The organism is Roseivirga misakiensis, assembly GCF_001747105.1.
GTDB classification, from domain to species: domain Bacteria; phylum Bacteroidota; class Bacteroidia; order Cytophagales; family Cyclobacteriaceae; genus Roseivirga; species Roseivirga misakiensis.
Map to the genome: position 1 here is coordinate 379,716 of NZ_MDGQ01000005.1, position 25,657 is coordinate 405,372.

25 protein-coding genes are annotated in these 25,657 nt (G+C 41.6%); 21 read left to right on the forward strand and 4 right to left on the reverse strand.

The window, feature by feature from the left end; translation table 11 throughout:
• Nucleotides 1-101: 101 nt before the first annotated feature.
• The 9 genes from BFP71_RS09460 to hemN all read left to right on the forward strand — a co-directional run bounded on the left by BFP71_RS09460 (nt 102) and on the right by hemN (nt 9,901).
• A complete protein-coding gene (locus BFP71_RS09460) occupies nt 102-1,052 on the forward strand; it encodes an arginase (protein ID WP_069835241.1) in 951 nt (316 codons plus the stop codon).
• Nucleotides 1,053-1,055: 3 nt separating this feature from the next.
• Nucleotides 1,056-2,858, forward strand: coding sequence for an arginine--tRNA ligase (argS, locus tag BFP71_RS09465; protein WP_069835242.1), 1,803 nt, complete (start codon nt 1,056-1,058; stop codon nt 2,856-2,858).
• Between the two features lie 55 nt (nt 2,859-2,913).
• Nucleotides 2,914-3,366 carry a glutathione peroxidase gene (locus BFP71_RS09470; RefSeq protein ID WP_069837022.1) on the forward strand — a complete coding sequence of 151 codons (453 nt, stop codon included), beginning with the start codon at nt 2,914-2,916 and terminating at the stop codon, nt 3,364-3,366.
• Nucleotides 3,367-3,368: 2 nt separating this feature from the next.
• Nucleotides 3,369-4,259: a 1,4-dihydroxy-2-naphthoate polyprenyltransferase gene (locus BFP71_RS09475; protein ID WP_069835243.1), complete on the forward strand. Its 891-nt coding sequence runs from the start codon at nt 3,369-3,371 to the stop codon at nt 4,257-4,259.
• Nucleotides 4,260-4,402: 143 nt separating this feature from the next.
• Nucleotides 4,403-5,125, forward strand: a complete 723-nt coding sequence (locus tag BFP71_RS09480; RefSeq protein WP_069835244.1) for a Crp/Fnr family transcriptional regulator — start codon at nt 4,403-4,405, stop codon at nt 5,123-5,125.
• A 92-nt stretch (nt 5,126-5,217) separates the two neighbouring features.
• Nucleotides 5,218-5,982, forward strand: a complete 765-nt coding sequence (locus BFP71_RS09485; RefSeq protein WP_069835245.1) for a hypothetical protein — start codon at nt 5,218-5,220, stop codon at nt 5,980-5,982.
• A gap of 4 nt (nt 5,983-5,986) precedes the next feature.
• Nucleotides 5,987-8,392 (forward strand): heavy metal translocating P-type ATPase, encoded by a 2,406-nt coding sequence (locus tag BFP71_RS09490; RefSeq protein WP_069835246.1) that lies wholly within the window; start codon nt 5,987-5,989, stop codon nt 8,390-8,392.
• Nucleotides 8,392-8,556, forward strand: a complete 165-nt coding sequence (ccoS, locus tag BFP71_RS09495; protein WP_069835247.1) for a cbb3-type cytochrome oxidase assembly protein CcoS — start codon at nt 8,392-8,394, stop codon at nt 8,554-8,556. The genes BFP71_RS09490 and ccoS overlap by 1 nt, the downstream gene beginning before the upstream one ends.
• Nucleotides 8,549-9,901, forward strand: a complete 1,353-nt coding sequence (gene hemN, locus BFP71_RS09500) for an oxygen-independent coproporphyrinogen III oxidase (RefSeq protein WP_069835248.1) — start codon at nt 8,549-8,551, stop codon at nt 9,899-9,901. The genes ccoS and hemN overlap by 8 nt, the downstream gene beginning before the upstream one ends.
• A gap of 54 nt (nt 9,902-9,955) precedes the next feature.
• Here hemN and BFP71_RS09505 read toward each other — a convergent pair whose 3' ends face one another.
• Both BFP71_RS09505 and BFP71_RS09510 read right to left on the reverse strand, forming a co-directional pair.
• Entirely contained in the window at nt 9,956-10,510 is a 555-nt protein-coding gene (locus tag BFP71_RS09505; protein ID WP_069835249.1) for an outer membrane beta-barrel protein, read from the reverse strand.
• 172 nt (nt 10,511-10,682) lie between these two features.
• Nucleotides 10,683-11,108, reverse strand: a complete 426-nt coding sequence (locus BFP71_RS09510; protein ID WP_069835250.1) for a hypothetical protein — start codon at nt 11,106-11,108, stop codon at nt 10,683-10,685.
• A 112-nt stretch (nt 11,109-11,220) separates the two neighbouring features.
• Here BFP71_RS09510 and BFP71_RS09515 point away from each other — a divergent pair, with 112 nt between their 5' ends.
• The 8 genes from BFP71_RS09515 (at nt 11,221) to BFP71_RS09550 (ending at nt 18,383) form a co-directional block, all read left to right on the forward strand.
• Nucleotides 11,221-11,514, forward strand: a complete 294-nt coding sequence (locus tag BFP71_RS09515) for a hypothetical protein (protein ID WP_141719721.1) — start codon at nt 11,221-11,223, stop codon at nt 11,512-11,514.
• 146 nt (nt 11,515-11,660) lie between these two features.
• A complete protein-coding gene (gene ccoN, locus BFP71_RS09520) occupies nt 11,661-13,826 on the forward strand; it encodes a cytochrome-c oxidase, cbb3-type subunit I (protein WP_069835252.1) in 2,166 nt (721 codons plus the stop codon).
• A gap of 3 nt (nt 13,827-13,829) precedes the next feature.
• Complete coding sequence (locus BFP71_RS09525) at nt 13,830-14,039, forward strand: hypothetical protein (RefSeq protein ID WP_069835253.1); 210 nt, start codon at nt 13,830-13,832, stop codon at nt 14,037-14,039.
• Entirely contained in the window at nt 14,032-14,829 is a 798-nt protein-coding gene (locus BFP71_RS09530) for a cbb3-type cytochrome c oxidase N-terminal domain-containing protein (RefSeq protein WP_088124962.1), read from the forward strand. The genes BFP71_RS09525 and BFP71_RS09530 overlap by 8 nt, the downstream gene beginning before the upstream one ends.
• Nucleotides 14,830-14,840: 11 nt before the next feature.
• A complete protein-coding gene (gene ccoG, locus BFP71_RS09535; protein WP_069835254.1) occupies nt 14,841-16,271 on the forward strand; it encodes a cytochrome c oxidase accessory protein CcoG in 1,431 nt (476 codons plus the stop codon).
• 21 nt (nt 16,272-16,292) lie between these two features.
• On the forward strand, nt 16,293-16,733 hold the full coding sequence (locus BFP71_RS09540) for a FixH family protein (protein WP_069835255.1): 441 nt from the start codon (nt 16,293-16,295) through the stop codon (nt 16,731-16,733).
• Nucleotides 16,734-17,438 (forward strand): sulfite exporter TauE/SafE family protein, encoded by a 705-nt coding sequence (locus BFP71_RS09545; RefSeq protein ID WP_176723342.1) that lies wholly within the window; start codon nt 16,734-16,736, stop codon nt 17,436-17,438.
• Nucleotides 17,439-17,528: 90 nt separating this feature from the next.
• Nucleotides 17,529-18,383 carry a universal stress protein gene (locus tag BFP71_RS09550; RefSeq protein ID WP_069835257.1) on the forward strand — a complete coding sequence of 285 codons (855 nt, stop codon included), beginning with the start codon at nt 17,529-17,531 and terminating at the stop codon, nt 18,381-18,383.
• A gap of 75 nt (nt 18,384-18,458) precedes the next feature.
• Here the strand turns inward: BFP71_RS09550 and BFP71_RS09555 are convergent, their stop codons facing one another.
• The gene (locus tag BFP71_RS09555) at nt 18,459-19,418 is read right to left on the reverse strand and encodes an ankyrin repeat domain-containing protein (protein ID WP_088124963.1); all 960 of its coding nucleotides are present in this window, start codon (nt 19,416-19,418) and stop codon (nt 18,459-18,461) included.
• Between the two features lie 208 nt (nt 19,419-19,626).
• Here BFP71_RS09555 and BFP71_RS09560 point away from each other — a divergent pair, with 208 nt between their 5' ends.
• The 4 genes from BFP71_RS09560 to BFP71_RS09575 all read left to right on the forward strand — a co-directional run bounded on the left by BFP71_RS09560 (nt 19,627) and on the right by BFP71_RS09575 (nt 24,647).
• Entirely contained in the window at nt 19,627-19,980 is a 354-nt protein-coding gene (locus BFP71_RS09560) for a translation initiation factor (protein WP_069835259.1), read from the forward strand.
• A gap of 2 nt (nt 19,981-19,982) precedes the next feature.
• Entirely contained in the window at nt 19,983-20,909 is a 927-nt protein-coding gene (locus BFP71_RS09565) for an alpha/beta fold hydrolase (protein ID WP_069835260.1), read from the forward strand.
• 144 nt (nt 20,910-21,053) lie between these two features.
• Nucleotides 21,054-24,149: a VPS10 domain-containing protein gene (locus tag BFP71_RS09570; protein WP_069835261.1), complete on the forward strand. Its 3,096-nt coding sequence runs from the start codon at nt 21,054-21,056 to the stop codon at nt 24,147-24,149.
• 15 nt (nt 24,150-24,164) lie between these two features.
• On the forward strand, nt 24,165-24,647 hold the full coding sequence (locus BFP71_RS09575) for a GNAT family N-acetyltransferase (RefSeq protein ID WP_069835262.1): 483 nt from the start codon (nt 24,165-24,167) through the stop codon (nt 24,645-24,647).
• A 43-nt stretch (nt 24,648-24,690) separates the two neighbouring features.
• On the opposite strand, the gene BFP71_RS09580 is transcribed toward BFP71_RS09575, so the two are convergent.
• Nucleotides 24,691-25,578 (reverse strand): dienelactone hydrolase family protein, encoded by an 888-nt coding sequence (locus BFP71_RS09580; protein WP_069835263.1) that lies wholly within the window; start codon nt 25,576-25,578, stop codon nt 24,691-24,693.
• Between the last annotated feature and the right edge of the window lie 79 nt (nt 25,579-25,657).

Consider the following 25,657-nt stretch of genomic DNA (forward strand, 5'->3'; position numbering starts at 1 on the left):
ATTTTTTTCCGTTTTTACTGACGAAAAGCAATATCTTGCAATCGATTGAACTGTTAGTTGAAGCACATAGCCTTTAAAGCCATAATCATTAATTACCATCTATGAGAAAGATTAGATTAGTAGAGGTCAGATCAGAGTTAGCCGCAGGAACCAGAGGTGCTAGTATGGGTATAGATGCCTTAAAAATAGCTAGTATTAAAAGGCAGTCCAGTTTCTTTATGCGATTTGAACCTGTAAGTGTAAAGGATGAAAATCAACTATTATTTGGCGATCCACAATTTCCCTATGCAAAATATGGTGACGGAGTCTATACGATGCTCAATCGGGTTTGTGACACGATTACAGAATTAAGGAAAGACGCTCTTTTTCCAATAGTATTGGCCGGCGATCATTCTACTGCCGCGGGTACTATTTGCGGTATTAAGCAAGCCGACCCTGACAAACGATTAGGCGTAATTTGGATCGATGCCCATGCCGACTTCCACACGCCGTACACCACGCCTTCTGGAAATATGCATGGTATGCCATTGGCCATGGTTTCTGCTTTAGATAATGAAGCTTGCGAATCCAATGATGTGGAGGAGGAAACAGAGGCGCTCTGGGAACGAATAAAGCAAATAGGAGGTAGAGGACCCAAAATCTCTCCTTCAGATGTTGTCTTTATCGGTGTTCGAGATACCGAACCAGCCGAGGATCATTTGATGGATCAGTTTGGAATTAGAAATTTTAAAACAGACGAATTAAGATCAAAAGGAGTAGAAGCCATTGCTGTGGAAGCATTAGCCTTGTTAAAAGACTGTGAGCAGATTTACATTTCTTTTGACGTAGACAGTCTCGATACATCAATTTCCACTGGTACAGGAACTCCAGTGGCGAATGGACTTTCAAAAGATGAGGCTTTTGAGCTAAATAGAGCACTTATAAAAGATAAAAGAGTTTGTTGTTGGGAAATTGTTGAGGTGAACCCAACTTTGGACACTGAAAACAGGATGGCCGAGAACGCTTTTGATATTCTTGAAGCCACAACTGATTCTTTGATCAAGAATTTCTAATTAATGGAACAACATATAGTCGAAGGTATTTCGGCAGCGCTCCAAACGCTGTACAATCACGAATTGCCTGCTAGTGAAATAAGCCTTCAACCGACGCGCAAGGAATTTGAGGGAACATACACTTTTGTAACATTTCCTTTTGCTAGGTTTTCAAAGAAAAGCCCAGAAGAAACAGGAAATGACATCGGTAGCTACCTTCTAGAGCATACGAAAGAAGTTTCTGCTTTTAACACAGTAAAAGGGTTCCTGAATATTTCAGTTTCGGAAGCCTCTCAAATTGGTCGATTTGCCGAGATATTTAATGGTGTCAATGTAAGTGAATCACCATTGTTCCAAATGCCATCAACGGGTAGAACTGTTGTAGTAGAATATTCATCGCCGAATACCAATAAGCCGCTCCATTTAGGTCATTTAAGAAATAATTTCCTTGGTAACTCTGTCTCGCGGATACTAAAAGCGGCAGGAAATGAGGTTCAGAAAGTACAGATTATAAATGATCGGGGTATTCACATTTGTAAATCAATGCTTGCATGGCTTCGATTTGGAGAAGGAGAAACACCTGAGTCCTCTGATTTAAAAGGGGATCACCTTGTGGGTAAGTACTATGTTGCTTTCGATAAGGCCTATAAAAAAGAAATTGCTGAACTCGTCGCCGAAGGTATGGCACAAGAGGAAGCCGAAAAACAAGCGCCTATTCTATTAGCAGCACAAGAAATGCTCATGAAGTGGGAGGCAAAAGATCCCGAAGTTTATGCTTTATGGGAGAAAATGAATGGCTGGGTCTACGACGGATTCAATGCTACTTACGACCGCATGGGGGTAGATTTCGATAAGCTCTATTATGAGAGTGATACCTACTTGATCGGCCGTGATCGTGTAATGGAAGGGCTTGAGAAAGGTGTCTTTTTCAAAAAAGAAGATGGTTCAGTTTGGGTTGACCTGACTGATGAGGGCTTGGACGAGAAACTACTGCTTCGCAAAGACGGAACATCAGTCTACATGACACAAGATATCGGAACAGCACTCATGCGTTTTGACGATTATCCGGGACTAAGTCAACTGATTTATACTGTTGGAAATGAGCAAGAGTACCATTTCAAAGTACTTTTCTTAATACTCAAAAAGTTAGGCTATTCATGGGCTTCGGCTTGCTATCATTTGTCTTATGGTATGGTAGATCTACCAAGCGGAAAAATGAAATCTCGAGAAGGGACTGTCGTAGATGCCGACGACTTAATGAAAGAGATGGCTAATACAGCCAAAGCCAGAACCGAGGAATTGGGTAAAATTGATGGGTTTACAGCCGATCAAGCAGAAAAACTGTATGAAATGCTTGGTTTAGGAGCCATTAAGTATTTCCTGCTGAAAGTAGACCCTAAAAAACGAATGCTATTCAATCCTGCTGAATCGATTGAGTTCCAAGGTAACACTGGACCTTTTATTCAATACACGCATGCGAGAATTAGCGCTATTCTTAGAAAGGCGAATCAAATCGACGTAAGCACGGTAGATATAGATTTTGAGGCACTCACTGACGTTCATCAAACAGAAAAAGATCTCGTGTTTGCGCTAGGACAGTATCCAGAGAAGCTCCAATTAGCAGCTGATACTTATTCGCCAGCTATTATGGCACAATATGTCTACGACTTGGCTAAAGACTATAATAGATTCTATACCGAACTATCCATCTTTAACGAGTCCAATAAATCAGTTCAGCAATTCAGAGTGGCACTTTCAGCATTGACCGCCGAAACAATCAAAGTGAGCATGAGTTTATTAGGCATTCAAGTACCTGATAGAATGTAGTATGCCTTACCTCTTTTTGTTGATCAGTCTGATTTTACCACCAAATCAAAAAAATATGGGTTTTCACAATTTCAAATTACAAGCCATCGACGGCAAAGAAATTGACTTTGATAAATACAAAGGGAAGAAAGTTTTATTGGTTAATGTGGCTTCGGCATGCGGTTATACACCTCAGTATGAAGACCTTCAGATGCTTTCCAATCAATTTGGAAACAAAGTAGAGGTTATAGGCATTCCTGCTAATAATTTCGGTGGCCAAGAGCCTGGAAGCAACTCCGAAATACAAGAGTTTTGTAAAGCCAATTATGGCGTTACTTTCCAAATGCTTGAAAAAATATCCGTTGTGGGTAAAGATCGGCACCCGCTTTACAAGTGGCTAGAAGAGGAGTCAGGAAAAGTACCTAATTGGAATTTTTGCAAGTACCTAATCAATGAAAAGGGCGAAGTTGTCGGTTTTTTTCCTTCAGCTGTAAATCCATTAGAAGAAGCCATTACGAGCAAGCTTTAATAATGAAAGATTGGCTTTCAGCGTTTAGATTACGAACATTACCATTGGCATTAGCTTCAATTGGTATGGGGTCTTTTTTAGCTGCTGCCTCAGGAAACTTCGATGGCCTCACTTTCGCATTCTGCGCTTTAACCACCATCTTTTTGCAAGTACTATCGAATCTGGCCAATGATTATGGCGATTCGGTCCATGGTGCTGACAGTGTGGACAGAAAAGGACCTTCAAGAGCCGTGCAAACTGGTGCTATTTCAAAGCTGGCCATGCGAAATGCCATTATAGTATTCGCTATACTCTCCCTTGCCGCAGGGATCGCGTTAATTGAGGTAGCCTTTGGTTGGGGATCAAAATTCTCTTGGATATTTCTTGGTATAGGCGCATTAGCCATTCTAGCGGCTATCACCTATACAGCGGGCTACCGACCTTACGGTTACGCTGGTTTGGGAGATTTAAGCGTCTTAATATTCTTTGGTTTTGTGGCGGTTATGGGCAGTGCCTTTTTATACGAAGCAGAAATCAACCTAACCTACATACTCCCAGCTATTTCTGTAGGATTTTTCTCTGTTGCCGTGCTCAACGTGAATAATATTCGTGACATTGATTCAGATCAAAAAGCGGGAAAAAAGTCAATTCCTGTAAGGATTGGCCGTGATGCTGCGGTTAAATATCATTGGTTCCTATTGTTTGTAGGTATGGCTTTGAGTGTTGTGTATGTTTTGGTGAATTACAGCGGTGCTCTTCAATTGCTATTCATATTGTCAGCCCCTTTGTTTCTCAGAAATGCATTGGCCGTTAAGTCCAAAACTACATCTGAAGAATTAGACCCATTTTTAAAGCAGATGGCCTTGTCTACGCTGCTCTTTGTGGTGCTTTTTGGTCTAGGTCAAGTACTCTAAACATAAGTTGCTAATCCAAATTAGCCGCCCGATAGCAGGCTTTTACTTCACATAGGAGTTTAATTATAAAAATGGTTGATAGTTTAAACGATTGGTTTGTGAATACAGCAATCCATGCCTAATTTTATTTCAAACCCTGCAGGATGGCCCTTAAGAAACCGAGTCAACTTAACGTTCAATGTCAGTTTTGTAAGTCCAAAGCTGGTTCTCACTTTGCCGATCTACCGGATAGTGACTTAGAAGTACTATCAGCCCATAAATCATGTATAACCTACAAAAAAGGCCAAAATCTTTTTTATGAAGGCACCAGACCGATGGGGATTTTCTGTATCAACGTGGGTAAAGTAAAAGTGTATAAAATGGGCTCTAACGGTAAGGAACAAATCCTTTTCATTGCCCAGCCAGGGGACTTTTTAGGTTATCGTTCTCTGCTAAGTGAGGAATTCTATGGAGCATCTGCCACGGTGATCGAACAAGCGGCGATTTGCTTTATCCCCAAGAGCGATTTCCTTTCGATTTTGAATACAAATCCGGCCTTTTTCCAAAAGCTGATGAAAGCGGTATGTCACGAACTTGGAGTAATGGAAACAAAGCTGGCAGAACTCTCACAAAAGTCGGTTAGAGAAAGGTTAGCGGCTACGATTCTTATGCTCAAAGAAACTTATGGTATGGAGGGTGAGGATAGTGACTTGATCGATATAGCCTTGTCTAGAGAAGATCTTGCAAATATTGTCGGAACAGCCACTGAGACCGTGATAAGGCTACTTTCTGAGTTTAAATCCGATGGATTGATCGGTTTGGTTGGAAAGAAAATCAAAGTTGTAGATACCGAAAAACTTATACACGAAGCTGACTTTTATGCATAAACATGATTTTTGTCATGTTTTTCTCTGATACCCATCAATAACCCCCCGAGCTGTCTGGAGTACTTTTGATTCTATCAATTGAATTAAAGGTCGTGAAACATAAAATTTTACTCGCAGCAAATACAGCATCCGGCCTCGAACATCTCTTCGAGGACCTGACAAATCTGCTCAATAAGACACACAAAAAATATGTGACGGCTTTCCCGATCAAAAATTACGACAGTGGTCAGTTGGTTGCGAGTTCCAACGACACTTCAGATCAAAATAATCTAGATAATCTGGTTGAAGGCCTAGAAAACGCCGCAATGGCCGAACAACAGGCGGCGGATTTTAACCTAGAGCTCGATTGGATCGGTGAAAAGGTAGATGATAAACAACTCGCTAGCTTGAGTACCGTCTACGACTTGCTTATTTGGGAACAAAGTGTGCACGAGGCCTATGATAACAGCCTGCTGAAAGAGATAATCGACACCATAAAATGCCCGATGCTTTTTTTGCCCAACGGCTGGCGAATAGAGAATTTAGTTGTCTTTCACGATGGGTCAATGGACTCTGTCAAAATGGTAAAAGGCTTCATTAACGTGTTCAATCCATCACTTCGCGACCTACCCTTATCCGTTTTGATCAACCACTCTGACGATTCATATAATGTTTTGGAAGAAAAAGTATTTATCGATTATCTGAAATTGTTTTTCAAAAACATTGGGGTTCAATTGGTAGAAGGCGATTTGTTGAAGCAAACTAGAGATTCATCTCCACTGAAAATGAACAACCCATTTCTAATGCTTGGGGTAAACCGATCGGGTTTCGAACCAGAAAGCGTCCTGAGCTCACCAACTTTCTTATTTAAAGGTTAGCAGTATGGTGGAGCAACAAAATGTGTCTGTCATTACCAAGTGCTACCACTGTGGAGATGAGTGTAGCGAAGATAAAATTGTCTTGGCAGACAAGAACTTTTGTTGCAATGGCTGTAAAACCGTTTTTGAAGTATTGAATGAAAACGACCTCTGCGACTATTACACAATGGAAGAGGCACCAGGGCTCAATCAGAAAAACGAGAGCAATGCCCTTTTCGATTTTTTAGACAATGAAGAGGTTGCCAAGCAAATTTTAGAATACAGTGATGATGTACAAGAGCGCGTTACTTTCAGCATCCCGAATATTCACTGCAGTAGCTGTATTTGGTTACTAGAACACCTCAACCGACTCAATCCAGCCATTATTAGTGCTCAGACTAATTTTAGTCAAAGGAAGCTGACCATCAGCTACTATCGTGATAAAGCATCCTTACGATCGATCGCCGAGTTGCTCGATAAAGTGGGCTATACCCCAGTGTTCAACTTGGAGCAAGCCGAAGATAAATCTGGTACAAAAACGTTTAACAAAACGCTACTGATCAAGCTAGGGATAGCAGGCTTTTGCTTTGGCAATGTGATGCTACTTAGTTTCCCTGACTACTTGGGTATTACGACATTAGAGCAAGCATATCAAGAGGTTTTCCGATGGTTGAATCTTGTTCTTTCGATCCCTGTAGTCTTTTATGCGGGAAGTGAATACTTTGTATCTGCTTGGAAGAGTTTGGCCCAGCGATTTGCCAATATTGACGTACCGATCGCCCTAGGTATTAGTGTGCTTTTTCTTCGGAGTGCTTACGAGGTGGCTTCGGGTATTGGGCCAGGTTATTTTGATTCATTAGTCGGGCTAATTTTCTTTCTTCTTATCGGTAAATGGTTTCAAGGCCGTACCTATGAGGCATTGTCATTTGATCGTGACTATAAAAGTTACTTTCCACTGGCTATTCAGACTAAAAGAGATGGGGTTTATGCCTCAACTGCCGTCAAAGAGATAAAGAAAGGCGATGAAATCTTAATCAGAAATGGAGAGCTTATTCCTTCCGATTCCATCCTTGTTGACAGTAAAGCATACATTGATTATAGCTTCGTAACAGGGGAGTCAGAAGCGATCGAAAAAGGCAAGGGCCAGTATGTTTACGCTGGCGGAAAGCTTTCGGGTAAGCAGGCTCAATTTGTGGTGCAAAAACCAGTCTCACAAAGTTATTTGACCAGTCTTTGGAACAATGAAGCGTTTACAAAGGAAGCGCAGCAAGAAAAACTGGTTGATCAAGTCAGCCAATATTTTACCATAGTAATAATTGCTATTTCATTGATTGCGGGTGTGTATTGGCAGGTTGTAGACCCATCAAAAACTTGGTTGGTTTTCTGCTCTGTACTGATTGTGGCCTGTCCATGTGCCTTAGCACTATCTACACCATTTACGACAGGCAGTATACTTCGAGTACTGGGTAGAAATAAGATTTATCTAAAGAATGCGGATATCGTAGAAAGGCTCCAAAAAATTGATACGCTTGTTTTTGATAAAACGGGCACGATAACCAATGCCATGGACAAAGACATAGTCTTTGAAGGTGACGACCTGACTAATGCTGAGAAAGAATTAGTACTTACCGCCGTTTCAAGTAGTACCCATCCGCTTAGTCGATTTGTAAAATCACTAATGAAAGGCGTTGAGACTACAAGTTATGCGCTGGAGTCGTTCGAAGAAAAAGTAGGTGCGGGCATTACGGCTGTCGTAAATGGTGTAGAGGTGAAACTTGGTTCATCAACTTTTGTCGGTATACGCAATAGCAGCATCACCGAGAACGCTTCTTATGCCTACTTAAAAATTGGCAGTAAGCGGCGAGGAAGGTTTGTAGTGAAAAATGTCTACCGAAAGGGGTTGAAATCAGTGATTGGCCAGTTAAAAAAGAAATTTAAGCTAGCCATTCTTTCGGGTGATTCTAATGCCGAGCAAAAGAACTTAGCAAGCTTTTTTCCTGAAGAAACGCCAATGCTCTTTTCCCAAAAGCCAGAAAACAAGCTTTTGGCCATTCAGGAGATGCAAAATGCAGGGCAATCTGTAATGATGGTTGGCGATGGCTTGAACGACGCTGGTGCCTTAAAGCAAAGTGACGTTGGGGTAGCGATCACTGAAGATATTTCGACTTTTTCACCTGCCTGTGATGCGATCATGCATGCAGAATCATTTTCAAAATTGGATCAGTTTATCACGCTGATCAAGAAAAGCCGATACATTGTATATGCCAGTTTTTTGCTGAGTCTACTTTATAACATAGTTGGGCTTTCAGTGGCAGTATCGGGTTGGTTAACGCCTTTGTTTGCGGCGATACTCATGCCGTTGAGTAGTGTTTCGGTGGTTGTGTTGACCACGCTCTTAGTCAAATTAATTTCACTCAAACTTAAGTTGTAATGTCTGTAATCTTAGTACTTATCATTACCAGTATAGTAGTAGCCATTGTGTTTTTAGGGGCTTTTTTCTGGGCCGTTAAATCTGGGCAATATGACGACACTTATTCGCCATCGGTAAGAATGCTTTTTGAAGAAAAAGGAAAGAAAAAGGTGAATCATGAATAAGACTGAGGAGGCACTAATTGCCAAATATGATAAGCCCGTTCCTAGATACACAAGCTATCCGACAGTACTTGATTGGCATACAGATGGGTTTCATAAAGAGTGTTATATCGACAAACTGAAACTTAGCTTCGACCTGAATAAATCAGAAGGAATAAGTCTATACATCCACCTGCCATATTGTGAAAGTCTGTGTACTTACTGTGGCTGTAATACCCATATTTCGGTAAATCATCAGGTGGAATACCCTTACATTCAGGCGCTGCTCAAAGAGTGGGAAATGTATGTCAGCACTTTTGGCGAACGACCAAAACTGAAAGAAATACATCTTGGGGGAGGTACACCCACTTTTTTTTCTGCCGAAAACCTGAAATTCCTAATTGAAAGCATAAAAAATACGGTCGAGCTAATGCCCGGCTATGAATTCAGCTTTGAGGGGCACCCGAACAATACCACATACGAACACTTGAAAGTCTTACGAGAAGTGGGCTTTTCTAGGGTGAGTTTCGGCATTCAGGACTTCGATCTCAAAGTTCAAAAAGCCATCAATAGGCTTCAGTCATTCGACCAAGTGGCTGAAGTAACAAAATGGTCTAGAATTTTGGGTTACGAATCGATCAACTTTGATCTAATTTATGGACTTCCATTCCAAACGGAGGAGACCATATTAGACACTATGGAGAAAGTTGGTCACTTAAAACCCGATAGGATTGCTTTTTACTCTTATGCACACGTGCCATGGAAAAGGCCCGGCCAAAGAGCGTATAGCGAAACAGATTTGCCATCTCCATCCAGTAAGAGAAAGTTGAATATTCTGGGGCAGGCCCTACTTAGAAAACAAGGTTATTTACCCATCGGTATGGATCATTTTGCACTGCCAAATGATAGTCTTGTCGAGGCTTTTAAAGAAGGGCGACTCAATCGAAATTTTATGGGTTATACTACTTCCAATAGTCAATTACTTATTGGAATTGGAGCCTCATCTATTTCAGATGTGGGGTTGGCCTACGGCCAAAATGCTAAGTCAGTTAAAGGCTATTTAGCCCAACTTGAAAAAGGTGCGCTACCGATAGTAAAAGGGCATATCATGTCAAAAGAAGATAGGAGAATTAAGGCGAAACTGTTGAAGGTAGCCTGTGAGCAAAGAATTAGTGCTGAAGATGCTTTAAACCTCTACGCCAATGATCGCGATCGGTTAAATGAATTGATTTTAGATGGGTTATTGGAGAAAACAGCTGAAGGTTTTCTAGTGACCACTTCAGGAGCGCAATTTCTCAGAAATATCTGCTCCCTTTTCGACCCAAACTTCGGTAAGCAGAACAAAAGATCTTTTAGCCAAGCGGTATAAAAAAAGCCCACCAAACAAATGAATGTATGGTGGGCCTGAATAGTTTTTTTGAAGTTATTTTCTCAAGAAAATACTCGCTCCCAGGGTGAAACCCGATAGGTTAAGGTTTAAACCAAAATTATTGGAGTCAGTCCCGTTTGTATCTTGGCTGTTATAGAAAATTCCACCGATGTTGGCATCGACAGCGAATTTATCCGATAAGAAATAAGCCACACCGGGGATTACGTTTATTCCAAAAGATGAAAAGTCCGTGCCATTGGCATCACCACTTGAGAAGTTGATACCAGGCTGTAAAAACAGGTAGAATCTCTCACCCATACTTCTATAGAATCTGGCGAATGCCCCGTAGTTAAACTGGTCCGACTCAATGACACCACCTGGGTTTTCATTTTTTTGACGGTTGTATCCAATCGTAAGCCCCACACTTGTAGTTTCTGAAAGAAATAATGACGCCTGAGGATTTATTTGAAAGTTACTTGTTTCAAAAACGTCATTATCGGTTTTGTTGTATAAGAAGTTTCCACCTAAACGAACATCACCTTTTTGGATTTGTCCAAAGGCCACAGTGCCGAAGAACATTAGTGTAAGTAGTAGTACTGATTTTTTCATAATTTTTGAGTTTGACTGTTAAGTTTGTTGATAATAGTAATACGCTAAAAACGATTGTTTGAGGTGTTTTTTCGGATAGAAGGCCAAAGAATTCTATACGTGGTAAAAACAAGATAAAATGGGATTAAAAAATGGCGGCCGGCGAGGTTCAGCCAAACGAGGAAGTGGTTTCTTATTTTTCTTTAATCTCCTCGAATCGGAGCTTTAATTGCCCATAAGCTTCGTTTAGGGCACCGATAGTGGCTTGCTGCTGGGCGATAATTCTTTCCTTTTCACTCAGTAGCTTTTCTTGCTCTTGCGCCTTAGTAAGGTAAACTCCTTCAGGTTCGCGGGCCATGTTGTATTCAGGCTCTTCATGCGGAGTTATCTCTTGTTGACCTTCTCCAGTGATCAACCAACGGAGATTCAAAGATTCAAACAAGTTTGTCAAATCCTCAAGTACCTCAAAACTTGGCCTGGCCTCTGGGTCTCTTTTTAAGCGATATAAGCGCTCAGGTTTGTCATAGCCGAGTTTTTTAGCAAGATCGCTTGTATTTTTTACGCCTTTCGATTGAGCGTATGACAATAGTCTACTGAAAAAAGAGCCGTAATTATTCATTATATTTTGTATAAAAACAAACTATATTGTATTTTAGTCATGAAAGTTTGACTATTTTTCAAATATAGAAAATCTACACAAGAGAGTAAGTATAATCGATACACACAAAATTATGGACATATTACCGCGGGAGAGGGAGCAGCTAATTATCAAACTTTTAATGGAGGATTATCGATTTCAGCAAATCACCCACCGTATGCGGCAAATCAATTTTCACTTTGATCGGTCCTTAGATCTTATGGGGATAATAGCTGGTTTAATGCATCAAGACCCCAGTATAGATAACATTCCTTGGTTACATGAGTATGCTGAAGGACTTGAGCAAGTTTATCAAGCTGATTTTTGGAATGAAGGGCAGTTAGAAGCCATTGCCATACTATCTTATGATCGCTTAAAAACGCTCTAAAAGGAGTTTTAATCAACTTTTTTCTCCATCCGATAGCCTTTTTATAATAACATGATTTAAATCAGTTTTTTAGCTAAGCCGCATCAGTTCTTTGCGGAAAAGTCACAGTTACCTTCGAATTAAATTCATCAACCCAAACTGTGACTATGGAATTGGAAAAGTTTAAGTATGACAATAAAATCGTCAAGTATTTTGCCATCGCAACGGTCGTTTTCGGTATCGTTGGTATGCTCGTGGGGCTACTCATAGCCACGCAACTGTTTCTTCCACAACTAAATTTTGGTATTCCATATACGTCTTTTGGTAGAATTAGGCCACTGCATACCAACGCAGTGATTTTTGCCTTTGTGGGGAATGCCATGTTTGCTGGGGTGTATTATTCTATGCAGCGTTTGCTCAAAACGCGTATGGTCAGTGATTTACTCAGTTACATCCACTTTTGGGGTTGGCAACTGATCATAGTCGCAGCGGCAATTACGCTTCCGCTAGGTTTGACCACCTCTAAAGAATATGCCGAATTAGAATGGCCGATTGATATCGCGATCACCTTGATATGGATTGTATTTGGTATGAATATGATCGGTACCATTCTGAAAAGAAGGGAGCGGCATATGTATGTGGCCATTTGGTTCTACATTGCCACTTTTGTAACTGTAGCGGTACTTCATGTTGTCAACTCCTTTGAAATTCCTGTCACCGCCTTTAAGAGTTATTCATGGTACGCAGGTGTTCAAGATGCCCTTGTACAATGGTGGTACGGTCACAACGCGGTGGCTTTCTTCCTGACGACACCATTTTTAGGATTAATGTATTATTTCTTACCAAAGGCGGCCAATAGGCCAGTTTACTCCTATAAACTCTCTATTATTCACTTTTGGTCACTCATTTTTATCTACATATGGGCAGGACCGCACCATTTACTATATACTTCGCTTCCCAACTGGGCGCAGTCTTTAGGAACAGTATTTTCAATCATGTTGATCGCGCCATCTTGGGGTGGTATGCTGAATGGACTACTCACCCTACGAGGTGCTTGGGATCGTGTTCGCGAAGATCCAGTTTTGAAATTTATGGTCGTGGCTGTTACCGCGTATGGTATGGCTACGCTAGAAGGGCCATTACTCTCTATTAAAAATGTAAACGCCATTGCTCACTTTACAGATTGGATTGTGGCACACGTTCACGTTGGTGGATTGGGCTGGAATGGCTTCTTGATTTTTGGTATGCTTTACTGGCTCGTGCCACGTATGTGGGGGACCAAACTCTGGTCTACTAAAGCGGCCAATATACATTTCTGGTTAGGTACCTTGGGTATCATCGTTTACGCATTACCAATGTATACTGCGGGAGTTGTTCAAAGCTTAATGTGGAAGAACTTCAATGCTGACGGATTTTTAGAATACCCTAATTTCTTAGAAACTGTAACTCAGATTATACCATTGTATATGATGAGAGCGATCGGTGGATTGCTATACTTTGCGGGAGTCATCATTATGGCTGTGAACTTAGTGAAAACTGCCAAGCAAGGTAGTTTCATCTCAGAGGAGGCCGCCGAAGCCCCAGCATTAGAAAAGAAGAAAGTAATTGGTGGCTACTGGCACACTAAATTGGAGCGTAAGCCAGTCATTTTTACAAGTTTGGTGCTCGTGGCGATACTCATCGGGGGTGTTGTTGAAATGGTGCCAACTTTCTTGATCAAGTCCAATATACCAACCATTGCCAGCGTAAAACCTTACACTCCATTAGAGCTTCATGGTCGTGATTTATACATCAGAGAAGGGTGTAGCAATTGCCACACTCAAATGGTAAGACCATTTAGATCAGAAACCGAAAGGTACAAGGGAGAATACTCTAAAGCTGGCGAATTTGTCTACGATCATCCATTCTTATGGGGATCGAAGCGAACAGGGCCCGACTTACATAGGGTAGGCGGTGCCTATAATAACACTTGGCACTTAAACCATATGTTCGACCCAACTTCTACCTCTCCGGGTTCGATTATGCCACCTTATCCATGGCTATACACCGATCAAATTGATCCCGGTGCGACAGCCGGTAAGATTAAAGCCCTCAGGCGAGTAGGTGTGCCATATGCCGAAGGTTTTGAGGATGGTGAGGCGACGAAACAGCTGAAAGAACAAGCACAACAAATTTTGACCGACCTGAAAAATGATCCGTCGAAATCTCTAGAAACCATAGAGGCCTATGCTGGCACTAAAGTGACAGAGACTACCGAAATCGTAGCCTTAATTGCCTACTTACAACGGTTGGGTACCGATATAAAAGTGAATTCAGTAGCTCAAAATCAATAAGTCATGTTTAAGTACTATTTCGAACAAGTTGAAAATGTAGCCATCTGGCCCATTATCTCACTTTCTATCTTTTTTGTCTTCTTCATTGGCCTGACCATTTATGTCTACAAAATGAACCGAGAACATATCAAGCATATGGAAAAAATGCCATTGGCAAAGGATGTAGAAAACCCTAAATCTCACTCAGACTTAAAATACCAAGCTCATGGATAGTAGTAATTTATTTAGCCAAGAAATGTTGTTGTACATCACCTTTGGTCTCGTAGTCTTAGTTGCCATTTTGGTATTAGTTACGGCCTTTTATGTACTTCAAGTATTAAAAACTCTTCTAGAAAAGAATAAAACTGAAGAACAGCGTTTGGCCGATCAATCAGCGCCAAGTTGGTTTGCGCAGCAATGGATGAAATGGAATGCTTTAAAGCCAATTGCCGACGAAGAAACCATTTTGCTAGATCATGATTACGACGGAATTCAGGAATTAGACAATCACCTGCCACCTTGGTGGAAAGGGCTTTTCTACGTCACGATCGTTTATGCGGTAGTTTACATTATGATCTTCCATGTATTTGAAAGTTCTCCCCTGCAAGAAGAGGAATATGACATTGAAATGGCAGAAGCTGCTGCTGAACGGGCCAAAAAGGTTCAAGATGTAGTCTATGACTTTGATGAGAATACTGTAACTGTGAATGATGCACCTGAGGCACTAGCAGAAGGAATGAAGTTCTATACTACAAACTGTGCAGTTTGTCATAAAGCCGATGGTGGTGGCTTGGCTGGGCCTAACCTAACTGACGAATACTGGAGAAATGGAGGCGGTATAAAAAACGTGTATAAAGTGATTAAAAACGGAGTACAAGGATCGGCCATGATCCCTTGGGAATCGCGCTTTAATCCTGAGCAAATGAGAAGTTTAGCCTCATATGTATTATCGCTACAAGGCAGTAACCCGCCAGGTGCTTTAGGGCCTGACGGAGAAATTTATAAGGAAGAAGAGGAGCAATAATTAGGCTTAGGATGAAGAAAGAAGCCGACATAAAGGAGCTATATCATTACGACGAACAATTTCGCGATGGTATAGCTACTGTCGATAAAGACGGTAAACGTGTTTGGGTTTACACTAAAAAACCAAAGGGTAAATACCACAATAAAAGGGTTGTAGTGACAGTCGTTTTGCTGTCTATCCTTTTTGCCGGACCGTTCATTAAAATAGGAGGAGAGCCTTTCCTTTTATTAAATGTCTTCGAGCGTAAGTTCTCCATTCTAGGCGCTATTTTCTGGCCACAAGACTTCTTTTTACTGGCCCTCATGGCCATATCTTTCTTTGTTTTTGTGATTCTATTTACCGTCGTTTTTGGGCGAGTCTGGTGTGGCTGGGCGTGCCCACAAACCCTATTTATGGAAATGGTATTCAGGAAAATTGAATACCTCATAGATGGAGATGCCAACCAACAGCGGAGGCTAACAAAAATGCCTTGGAATGCCGAAAAGATCAGAAAGAGGCTTTTAAAGCATGGTATTTTTGCCTTCATCGCAGTATTGATCGGTCATACCGCCATGGCTTACCTTATCGGTATAGAGCAAGTCAAAGAAATTGTTACTACATCACCTAGCGAGAATCTAGCTGGCTTTTTTGGGCTCATAGCTTTTAGTGTGGTTTTCTATGCCGTTTTCGCATACCTGAGAGAACAAGCATGTATCGCTATTTGTCCTTATGGTCGTTTGCAAGGCGTCTTATTGGTCAAGGATTCTATGGCCGTGATGTACGACTGGATTCGTGGGGAACCTAGAGGTAAACTGAAAAAGAAAGAATCGAATTCAGACAAAGGTGATTGTATCGACTGTAAGCTTTGCGTGCATGTATGCCCAACAGGAATTGATATTAGAAATGGAACCCAGCTCGAATGTGTGAACTGCACTGCCTGCATTGACGCTTGCGACGATGTAATGACCAAAATCGGTAAGCCGACTGGGCTAATTCGGCCAACATCTGCTACTGCTGTAGAAGAAGGTAGACAACGAATCTTTACACCAAGAGTGGCTGGATACACCGGGGTTTTGCTGGTTTTAATGATACTTCTGACGGTATTTATTTCTGGTCGTGCAGATGTGGAAGCTACCGTTTTAAGAATGCCTGGTATGATGTATCAGAAACTAGATGACGGAAGAATACAGAACATCTATAACATTCAGTTTTTGAACAAGACATCGGAACCATTGGACTTGGAAGTGACCATAAAGGACATGCCGAATGCCACCATTGAAAAAGCGGGAGGGGGGCTGGTCAATCTGGGAGCTAAATCGAAGTTAGATGGCATATTCATTATAAAAATACCAGGTAAAGATCTGATAGACAGGAAAATGAAGATCGTTTTAGAGCTTAAGTCAGGAAATGAAATAGTTGATGTTTTGAAAACAAATTTTCTAGGGCCTGTGGAGGTGAAGTAGTATGAACTTAAAGAGTAGGATATGAATTGGGGGAATAAAATAGTAGTTGCATTTATAGGTTTTGTGGGTGTACTGTTTACCATGGTGTATGTCAGTGTCAACACAGACTTTAACCTTGTGGAAGAAGACTATTATGAAAAAGAACTGGCTTACGAGGATCAAATTCAACGGATAAAAAATCATAATGAACTGGCGCAAAAGCCAACATTTAAGATAAACCGATCCACCTTTCAAGTAGAATTAGCCTTCCCCGATCAGTTGGTTGATAGTATAGTCGAAGGCCAGGTGATGTTTTATCGGCCAAACACGGATCGATACGATAAAGAGATACCACTTAAATTTAATGAAGAGGGAAAACTGCTAATCGATGTTTCGACTTACCCCGTGGGTGCTTGGAAATTGAAGATCAACTGGTCCGATCGTGAGAAAGAGTATTATAAAGAAATCGCTTTTGTCATATAAGTGTTACTTGCTACAGCCATAGCGTTTGGATTTTTGGGCAGTTTGCACTGTTTGGGTATGTGTGCCCCTTTACTTTGGGCGGTACCTGAAAACAGCACTGCGAGGTCGGCATGGTGGCGAAACAAACTGCTTTACAACTCAGGCAGAATTATTACCTACAGTTTGTTGGGTCTGTTGATTGGTATAGTCGGTGAAGGTATTTCACTGATCGGTTGGCAGCAACACCTGTCATGGATCACGGGCGTTGTGCTGATTGTAGGCTTAATAGTGAGTATTTGGGGCCATAAACTGCCTTTTTTCAACGCAGCGACTCATCGTGTGACTAAGTTTGTGAAGCAAGGTGTAGCGAAGTCTTTCAAAAAGCATAATGCAAAGTCACAGCTTGTTTTTGGGTTATTCAACGGGCTTTTACCTTGCGGTCTGGTCTACATGGCACTTATAGCCAGTCTTTCCATGGAAACGATCGGTGGTAGTATGCTATATATGGTGCTATTTGGTTTGGGAACCGTGCCGATGATGATCGGCGCTGCCATCATGAAGCAATCCATTAAATCTATTAAAGGCTTCAGCTTCAACAAAGTTTACCCTAAAGTTGTTCTTACCATAGCCCTTCTACTGATTATTCGCGGTATGAATTTGGGTATCCCATATCTCAGCCCAAAGTCCAATACCGTCAATGGTATAACGGTCTGTAAAACAGAATAAAACTTAGGTTTATACCTGAGCTAGGTCATCTATTTTTGGGTTTAGTGTGGGTATTTTTAATTAAAGTTTTAAACCATTAATCGATAAGCCATGAAAACGATACTTGTACCAACCGACTTTTCAGAGCAGGCGACTAACGCACTCTATTTAGCTACACAGATTGCAAAAAAATCTGGGGCAAAGATTCTGATTGTGAATGTAATTGAAGGCATCAGAAATTTCTCTTTTAATACCATGGGAGAATCAAATGCCGCTATGGGTGAAGAAGCATTCTTGGTTAGAAAGCTTGTTGAAAAAGTGAATGAAAGAATGGCTCAACTCGTGTCGGATAGTATGTTCGACGGGGTTGAAGTTGCCACCGAAGTAGAAATGGGTAGCCCATATGAAAGTATTTCTAGGGTGATCGCGGGTCACAGCGCAGACCTTGTTGTGATGGGTACTGTAGGTATGAGCGGGCTAGAAGAAGTGCTCATTGGGTCTAATACTGAAAAGGTAGTGAGGCACGCCAAATGCCCAGTGATCACTTTAAAGAAAAAGGTGTCTTTGGAGGATATTCAGAATATTGTTTTTGCTACTAACCTAGACAGCGATCAAACTGCGGTCATAGAAAGGCTAAAAGTGATGCAAGAGATGACTGGAGCTAAGTTACACCTGGTCAAAGTGAATACGCCAAATCATTTCCATACTCAGCATCAAATGGAGGATGAATTTGAGAACTACTTGGCGAAACACAAGCTGTCGAATACCAGCACGAATATTTATAATGAAATAACAGAAGAAGATGGCATTCTTCGCTTTGCTGAAGACCTTGGTCCGTGTATGATAGCCATCGGCACCCATGGAAGAACAGGATTGCTTCACCTGTTAAGTGGAAGTATAGCTGAAGATTTAGTAAACCATGCTGATAAACCCGTCTGGACTATGTCTATGAAGCATGCCAAATAGATAAATGATAATGGAGGATAAAAAAGGGGAGCTAGTTTATTAGCGCCCCTTTATTTTATGAATTAAGGTCAGCAATTACTTTGCACCTTGTTGGTTTAGATAGGCTACAACCGCCTTGTGGCCTTCCTTTTTAGCCATTTTCAGAGGGCTTCTTATCTCACCCTTTTCTCTGGTAAAATAATTTACGTCCGCACCAGCGGCGATTAAAGTTTTTACTGCTTCTAGGTGACCATTCCATGCAGCTGCGATTAAAGGCGTTTCATCCCCGGGTACCTCTTGGTTTACATCGGCACCTTCTTTAATTAAAAGGTCTATGATACCAGTATTTCCCTTTTTGGCAGCCATAATGAGTGGGCTCGCATCGCCATCAACGGCCTTATTCACGTCTGCGCCTTCGGCAATCAAATAGTCAACCATGCTTAGATTGCCTTTTTTAACGGCCATAATAAGTGGGCTACCATCTCCATCCGAAGATCTGTTCGGGTTTGCACCTTCAGCTAAAAATAGCTTAACGATATCGGTATTTCCACCATTTACGGCGGCAAGAAGGGGAGTACCATCTCTAGGAACATTACTGTTAACCTTAGCGCCTTTGTCTATAAGTGCTTTGGCCAGTTCATAATCACCAGCTTTAGCCGCCGCGATCAAGGCATTTCCATTACCCGATACATTTCTGCTGGCTTTGGCACCATTATTTAGCAGTAGCATGGCTACTTCAGTATGACCGTTTCTGGCAGCGGCTATTAAAGGAGTAGCATCGCCTTTAGCCTTTAAATCCACTTTAGCCCCAGCAGAAAGTAAAAGTTTGGCTGCTTCAACTTGGTTTTCTCTAGCTGCCGCGTTCAGCGCGGTTCTTGGACCATTTTTTACTTGATAGACACAATTGGGACTCACTCCTTTGTCAAAGAATTTTTCCATTGTTTTTAATTCACCTGAACTGGTGGCTTCTATTAAACGCGCACAGTCCGATTGACCGAAGGACGGTATGGCCGCGCCCATGGTCAATAGTAAGAATATTGAAAGCTGTTTATACATAATCTTATTGTTTTAAGTGTTTGACGATCACTTACAAGGCTAATTGCATGCCACTTGATCGATTACAGCAGTTTGCTCTCCAAAGCGCACTTTTTATCATCGGAATTATTGAGAGTTGTTCTAGAAATGGACAAAATCTTTCGAAAACTGATCACTAACCAAATAGAATAACGCTTTCGCATTCGGGTAAAATATTAACTTTGAATCTATGGGAAGAAAGAATTCAAGAGACAGAGGCCGAAGTGGAGTAGTTTACTCTACAAATGATGATTACAGTTACGATTATGACGGCGATCAGGAAGAAGAAACACTGGCGCCAAATGAGCAAAATTTAAAAGTGATGCTCGATAAAAAGAGCCGTGGAGGTAAGCAAGTGACCCTTGTTGAAGGGTTTGTAGGTACAGAAGATGATTTGAAAGCATTAGGTAAGCAACTGAAATCCAAATGTGGTGTTGGTGGTTCGGCAAAAAACGGTGAGATATTACTGCAAGGTGATTTTAGAGATAAAGTAATGCAAATGCTTCAGGCAGAAGGTTACCGTATCAAAAGAGTTGGTGGATAAAAATGAGCATCACTTCCCGATTTATACTGCTTATTTGTGCGATCACTTTTTTGGGTTGTTCTACGCCTAAAGAAATTCCAGTCGAGGAGGGCGAGCTACTAATCAATGGCTCGGAAGTTTATTATAAAACTATGGGAACTGGCGAACCGCTGTTGGTTATCCATGGCGGTCCAGTATTAGATCATTCCTACTTGTTACCACACTTGGCGCCTCTGGCACAGGAATACCAACTAATTTTTTATGATCAAAGGGCAAGTGGTCGATCATCCGTTGCCATAGACACCGCCTCTATGAATATGGCTGGTTTTGTGGAAGATATAGAACTATTGAGAAAGGCACTCAACCTAGACAAGATCAGCCTTTTGGCACATTCATGGGGCGGTTTAATCGCGATGCACTATGCCATTCAATATGATGACATCCTCAATCATCTTGTTTTATCAAATTCAATTGCGCCAAATGTGGCTGATTGGCAAGCAGAAAACGCGTTTGTAGCGCAAAAAATAGACCCCAATGTTCAAAAGAAGTTGAATAACATCGTGAGCAGTGGGCTTTTAAGAACAGAAGACCCCAGACCGTATATCAATGAAATGATGATGCTGTCGTACCACGCCCAAATGTACGATACCGCCAACTTGAAGGATTTAAAGCTTTACATTCCTAAAGATTACATGTTGCGCAATCAGGTTTTTGGTCTGGTAGGGCCTGACATGGCCGATTTCGATTTATACGAACAACTGGAAAAAGTAAAAACACCGACATTAATCCTTTATGGCGAAACAGAAGGAGCTACCAAGTTACATGCCCAGAAAATGACAAATGCCTTTAGCCGAGGCAAACTTTCAATCATCGATAAATCAGGTCACTTTCCATTTGTCGAATCAAATGCAGCTTTTATTAAAGAAGTTCGGAGGTTTTTGAATCAGTAATCCGATCGTTTTATTACCGATTAGATGGATTTTAAGATTCAAAATAGGTCTTAAATTCACTGAGATTTATTGTAGAACCGCTGATAGAATTTTGAGTAGAAAGCGTGATCCACCTATTTATATTTAGCCCTATAAACTAAGCTTATGAAGTCTTCTAAGTATCTATCACTATTAGCATTTTTATTTATAATCGCCTCAACAATAAAGGCACAGACGGACTTGTCCATGTTCAAAGCCATGGAACCTCGGTCTATCGGTCCAGCTGGAATGTCAGGACGAGTCACTTCCATTGATGTCGTTCGGTCCGATAAAAATATCATCTATGTGGGTACTGCTTCAGGAGGCTTGTGGAAATCTGTTAGCGGCGGTGTAAGTTGGGAACCTCTTTTCGACGATCAAGAAGTTGCTTCAATCGGTGCTGTTGCTATTGACCCTTCAAATGCAAGTACGATTTGGGTGGGCACTGGAGAAGGAAATCCACGGAACTCCTTAAACGGTGGATACGGTGTTTACCGAAGTTTAGATGGTGGAGAAACCTGGACGCACATGGGGCTAAAGGATACAAAAAATATTCATCGATTGATCATTCACCCTAATGATCCTAATACGATTTGGGTCGGTGCCATTGGCTCTCCATGGGTCGAGCATGAAGAGAGAGGCGTATTCAAATCAACAGATGGAGGCCAAACGTGGAGAAAAGTACTCTATGATGTCCCAGGGGCAGGAATTTCAGATTTGGTGATCGATCCAGAAAATCCCAATAAACTAATCGCCGGAATGTGGGAACATAGAAGATACCCTTGGTTTTTTAACTCAGGAGGTCCTGCTTCTGGTATTTATATTACCCACGATGGAGGCGAAACTTGGGATAGAAAAACTTCTGCAGATGGTTTGCCTAAAGGCGATATGGGTAGGATTGGTTTGGCTATAGCCCCTTCAAAACCAGATAGAGTTTACGCTTATGTAGAGTCAAAAGAAAACGCACTTTATCGCTCGGATGATGGCGGTAATAAGTGGTATAGAATTTCGAATAAAGGAGATAGAGGCCTTGGTGGAAGGCCATTTTACTACGCGGATATTTACGTAGATACCGAAAATGAAAACCGTGTTTATTCTATTCACACCCAAGCCACGGTGAGTGAAGATGGTGGAAAGAGTTTCGGTGGATTCGTGAATACTGGATACGTGCATGTAGATAATCATGCGCTTTATATTCACCCAGACGATCCAAATTTTATGGTGCTAGGGAATGATGGAGGTATGGTTATCACGCGAAATAGAGGTGGCAGCTGGCACTTTATGGAAAACCTTCCGATTGGTCAGTTTTATCATGTGAGTTACGATATGGAAACGCCCTATAATGTAATGGGTGGTATGCAAGATAATGGTGCCTGGTTAGGTCCAAGCCAACTTTTGAAGCAAGGTGGAATCAGAAATGGCTTCTGGGAAAGAATAGTTGGGGGAGATGGATTTGACGTAGTACCCGATCCACTAGACACGCGCTATGGTTACTCTTTAAGTCAAGGCGCGAATATTCAACGATACGATCGTAAGACAGGAGAAATGGTGGGTATTAGACCTGAACATCCTGATGGAGAGCAGATTAGGTGGAATTGGAATGCTGGGGTGAACATTGATCCTTTCGATAAAAAGACAATCTATTTAGGCGGTCAATACCTCTTTAAATCAAGCGATCATGGTAGTAATTGGGAAATCATTTCTCCAGACCTGACCACAAATGATCCTGAAAAACAGCGCCAAATGGAAACAGGAGGGTTAAACTATGACAACTCAGGCGCTGAAATGCATACAACTATTACTGTGGTAGCACCAAGTACGCTTTCCGAAGGTATGATTTGGGTTGGAACAGATGATGGTAATGTTCAATTGACTAGAGATGGAGGTGAAAAATGGGCAAATAGTGCCGGCAAATTCCCTGGCTTACCAGCCAATAGCTGGGTGCAGCAAATCAGGCCTAGTACTTATGATGCGGGTACTGCTTTCGTGGTTTTCGACGAGCACCGAAGAGACGATTGGAGTCCTTATGTTTATAAAACGACGAATTATGGCCGGTCTTGGAAGCGCATTGTGAATGATGGCGATGTATTTGGTTTTGCCATGTCGATCGTTCAAGATCCAGTAGAACCAAACCTCTTTTTCTTAGGGACTGAAAGTGGACTCTATGTAAGTATGGATGGAGCAGAAACTTGGGCCAAGTGGACACATGGATTCCCAACAGTGCCAACAATGGATTTACAAATTCATCCAAGAGAGCACGATTTAATCATTGGAACTTTCGGCAGAGCTCTTTGGATTTTGGACGACATCAGGCCTATTCGTGAGGCTACTCAAATAGGGATGAAAGCACTGAAAGAAAAGACAATTCACACTTTCAGTATCCCTGATGCTACAAACGCTATTGTAGGTCCATATTGGGGTTACAGAAGTACAGGAAATGGATTGTTCAGAGGAGAAAACAAGCCGTTTAATGCTGGAATTAGCTTTTTTGTGAAACAAGGAGGTCGAGTGAAGATGGAAGTCGCTGATCAAAGTGGAAAAATCGTCAGAACACGATCTTATAGTGCCAAAGCTGGAGTAAACCGCGTGTATTGGGGTTTTGAATCTGATGGTATTCGTCAGCCAGGATCAAGAAAACCTACCAGCGCCAATGCCAATAAACCAAGCGGGTATGACGTATTGCCGGGAACGTATACGGTTACTATGACGCTGAAAGGAGAATCGTCGGCTCAATCCATTAATGTTTTGAGAGATATGAGAACAGATTGGGATGCTGCCGCTATGGAGGAGAAGCAAGGCTTTATTTCAGAGTATTACGCACTTGTCAATAAGGTTACAGAGGCCGTTGATCGGCTCACCGAGGCGAATGCCACCCTTAGCGAGATTTCTGGTCTTTCGACAGATAACAAAGAGTTAAAGTCTAAAACGAGTGAGGCCAAAAAGAAAATTGCTGCACTGCGAGGGTTGATTTTCGAGGAGCCAGTTCAAGGTTTTAGAAACGATCCTTCTATGCTTTCCCGAATTTTAGGAAACGTTAGAGGTAAAATGGGCGGGAGCTATAAACCTGTTACCCAGCCACAAAGGCTGGCATTAAAAAATGCTGAAAACGCTGCGAAACCGATCCTAGATAAGATTAAGAGCTTTTTCTCAGATGATTGGGAAGCTTACAAGAACTTTGTGAATGGACTGAACTTGGAGTTGGTTAAAAAAATTGAAGACTAAGCGTTAGAGAAGCCAATGGAAATCAGGAAAGCCACAAAAGCCGATCATGAAGCCATCTGGGGCATTGCAGAAAAAGTCATCGCGACATGCGAAAGCCTAGTTTTTGCACCAGATACAAGTAGGGAACGAATGTTGGCTTTTTGGTGCAATCGAAAGAAGCATGTTTTTGTGGCTACTCTTGAAGAACAAGTTGTCGGTACCTTCTTTATATCTGATAATCAACCAGGTTTGGGGGCACATGTTGCCAATGCTGGTTACATGACTGATCCCGCATTTGAAGGCAAGGGGATAGGAACTGCTATGGGGAAATACTCTTTAGAAGAAGCCAGAAACATGGGGTATAAATCCATGCAATTCAATATTGTTCTAAAAAGCAATGAACATGCAGTGAAGCTATGGCAGCGTTTGGGTTTCGAAATTGTCGGTGAAGTACCCGAAGTATTCGCGCACCCGACGAAAGGCTTAATTAATAGCTACGTGATGTGGCAAAGACTATAAAAAAAGGAGAATCATTAGATTGATTCTCCTTTTTCAGTTTTAGTTAGGCCAAATTCTCTTTAAAGAAACGAATGGTACGTGACCAAGCCAGATCGGCCGCTTTCTCATCGTAACGCGGTGTGGTGTTATTATGGAAACCATGATTAGCACCTTCGTAAACAAAAGCCTCATACTTGACATTATTAGCCTTAAGCGCTTCTTCATAAGCCGGCCAGCCAGCGTTAACACGTTTGTCTAACCCACCATATTGAAGCATTAATGGGGAATTGATCTTTGCCGTATCCTCTGCGGAAGGTTGTCCTCCATAAAATGGTACCGAAGCAGAAAGTGTTGGTACTTTCACGGCCATCATATTAGCAATCCATCCGCCGAAACAAAATCCGACTACGCCAATTTTACCGTTACAATCCGGGTGATTTTTCAAATATTCATACGCCGCAATAAAGTCTTCGAGCATTTCATTTCTATCGCGCTTGCGCTGCATAGTTCTTCCTTCGTCATCCGTTCCAGGGTACCCTCCAAGAGGAGTTAGCGCATCTGGCGCCAAGGAAATAAAACCATCAACGGCAGTTCGTCTTCCCACATCTTCTATATAAGGGTTGAGGCCTCTGTTTTCATGAACCACTACTACACCAGGTACTTTACCAGAAGTGCCCGTGGGCTTAGAAAGTAAACCCTTCATACTTCCTCCACCTTTAGGAGAATCATAGTTGATGTAATCAGATGACAAGCGATCGTCATCTTCTGCAATGAGTCGGGTTGTCTCGTAATCCGGCATCATACTACTCATTAAAGTAGAGACAGTTAGTCCGCCAATCGCGTAGATCGAAAGTTTTTCAACGAATTTTCTTCGATCAATTTTATTGTGAGCATAATCATCATAAAGGTCAAACACTTCTGGGTTGATTTCCTCTCTAGTCAATTTTTTCATAAGGCTTAGTCTTGAGGTTAATGACTTAAGATAGTCATTTTGAAAAGCTTAATGAAGTATATTTCTGAAGGGCGGTAAG

Coding starts and splice junctions, on each gene's coding strand:
- BFP71_RS09460 (WP_069835241.1), top strand. CDS start 102: ATGAGAAAGATTAGATTAGTAGAGGTCAGATCAGAGTTAGCCGCAGGA.
- argS (WP_069835242.1), top strand. CDS start 1,056: ATGGAACAACATATAGTCGAAGGTATTTCGGCAGCGCTCCAAACGCTG.
- BFP71_RS09470 (WP_069837022.1), top strand. CDS start 2,914: ATGGGTTTTCACAATTTCAAATTACAAGCCATCGACGGCAAAGAAATT.
- BFP71_RS09475 (WP_069835243.1), top strand. CDS start 3,369: ATGAAAGATTGGCTTTCAGCGTTTAGATTACGAACATTACCATTGGCA.
- BFP71_RS09480 (WP_069835244.1), top strand. CDS start 4,403: ATGGCCCTTAAGAAACCGAGTCAACTTAACGTTCAATGTCAGTTTTGT.
- BFP71_RS09490 (WP_069835246.1), top strand. CDS start 5,987: ATGGTGGAGCAACAAAATGTGTCTGTCATTACCAAGTGCTACCACTGT.
- ccoS (WP_069835247.1), top strand. CDS start 8,392: ATGTCTGTAATCTTAGTACTTATCATTACCAGTATAGTAGTAGCCATT.
- hemN (WP_069835248.1), top strand. CDS start 8,549: ATGAATAAGACTGAGGAGGCACTAATTGCCAAATATGATAAGCCCGTT.
- BFP71_RS09505 (WP_069835249.1), bottom strand. CDS start 10,510: ATGAAAAAATCAGTACTACTACTTACACTAATGTTCTTCGGCACTGTG.
- BFP71_RS09510 (WP_069835250.1), bottom strand. CDS start 11,108: ATGAATAATTACGGCTCTTTTTTCAGTAGACTATTGTCATACGCTCAA.
- BFP71_RS09515 (WP_141719721.1), top strand. CDS start 11,221: ATGGACATATTACCGCGGGAGAGGGAGCAGCTAATTATCAAACTTTTA.
- ccoN (WP_069835252.1), top strand. CDS start 11,661: ATGGAATTGGAAAAGTTTAAGTATGACAATAAAATCGTCAAGTATTTT.
- BFP71_RS09525 (WP_069835253.1), top strand. CDS start 13,830: ATGTTTAAGTACTATTTCGAACAAGTTGAAAATGTAGCCATCTGGCCC.
- BFP71_RS09530 (WP_088124962.1), top strand. CDS start 14,032: ATGGATAGTAGTAATTTATTTAGCCAAGAAATGTTGTTGTACATCACC.
- ccoG (WP_069835254.1), top strand. CDS start 14,841: ATGAAGAAAGAAGCCGACATAAAGGAGCTATATCATTACGACGAACAA.
- BFP71_RS09540 (WP_069835255.1), top strand. CDS start 16,293: ATGAATTGGGGGAATAAAATAGTAGTTGCATTTATAGGTTTTGTGGGT.
- BFP71_RS09550 (WP_069835257.1), top strand. CDS start 17,529: ATGAAAACGATACTTGTACCAACCGACTTTTCAGAGCAGGCGACTAAC.
- BFP71_RS09555 (WP_088124963.1), bottom strand. CDS start 19,418: ATGTATAAACAGCTTTCAATATTCTTACTATTGACCATGGGCGCGGCC.
- BFP71_RS09560 (WP_069835259.1), top strand. CDS start 19,627: ATGGGAAGAAAGAATTCAAGAGACAGAGGCCGAAGTGGAGTAGTTTAC.
- BFP71_RS09565 (WP_069835260.1), top strand. CDS start 19,983: ATGAGCATCACTTCCCGATTTATACTGCTTATTTGTGCGATCACTTTT.
- BFP71_RS09570 (WP_069835261.1), top strand. CDS start 21,054: ATGAAGTCTTCTAAGTATCTATCACTATTAGCATTTTTATTTATAATC.
- BFP71_RS09575 (WP_069835262.1), top strand. CDS start 24,165: ATGGAAATCAGGAAAGCCACAAAAGCCGATCATGAAGCCATCTGGGGC.
- BFP71_RS09580 (WP_069835263.1), bottom strand. CDS start 25,578: ATGAAAAAATTGACTAGAGAGGAAATCAACCCAGAAGTGTTTGACCTT.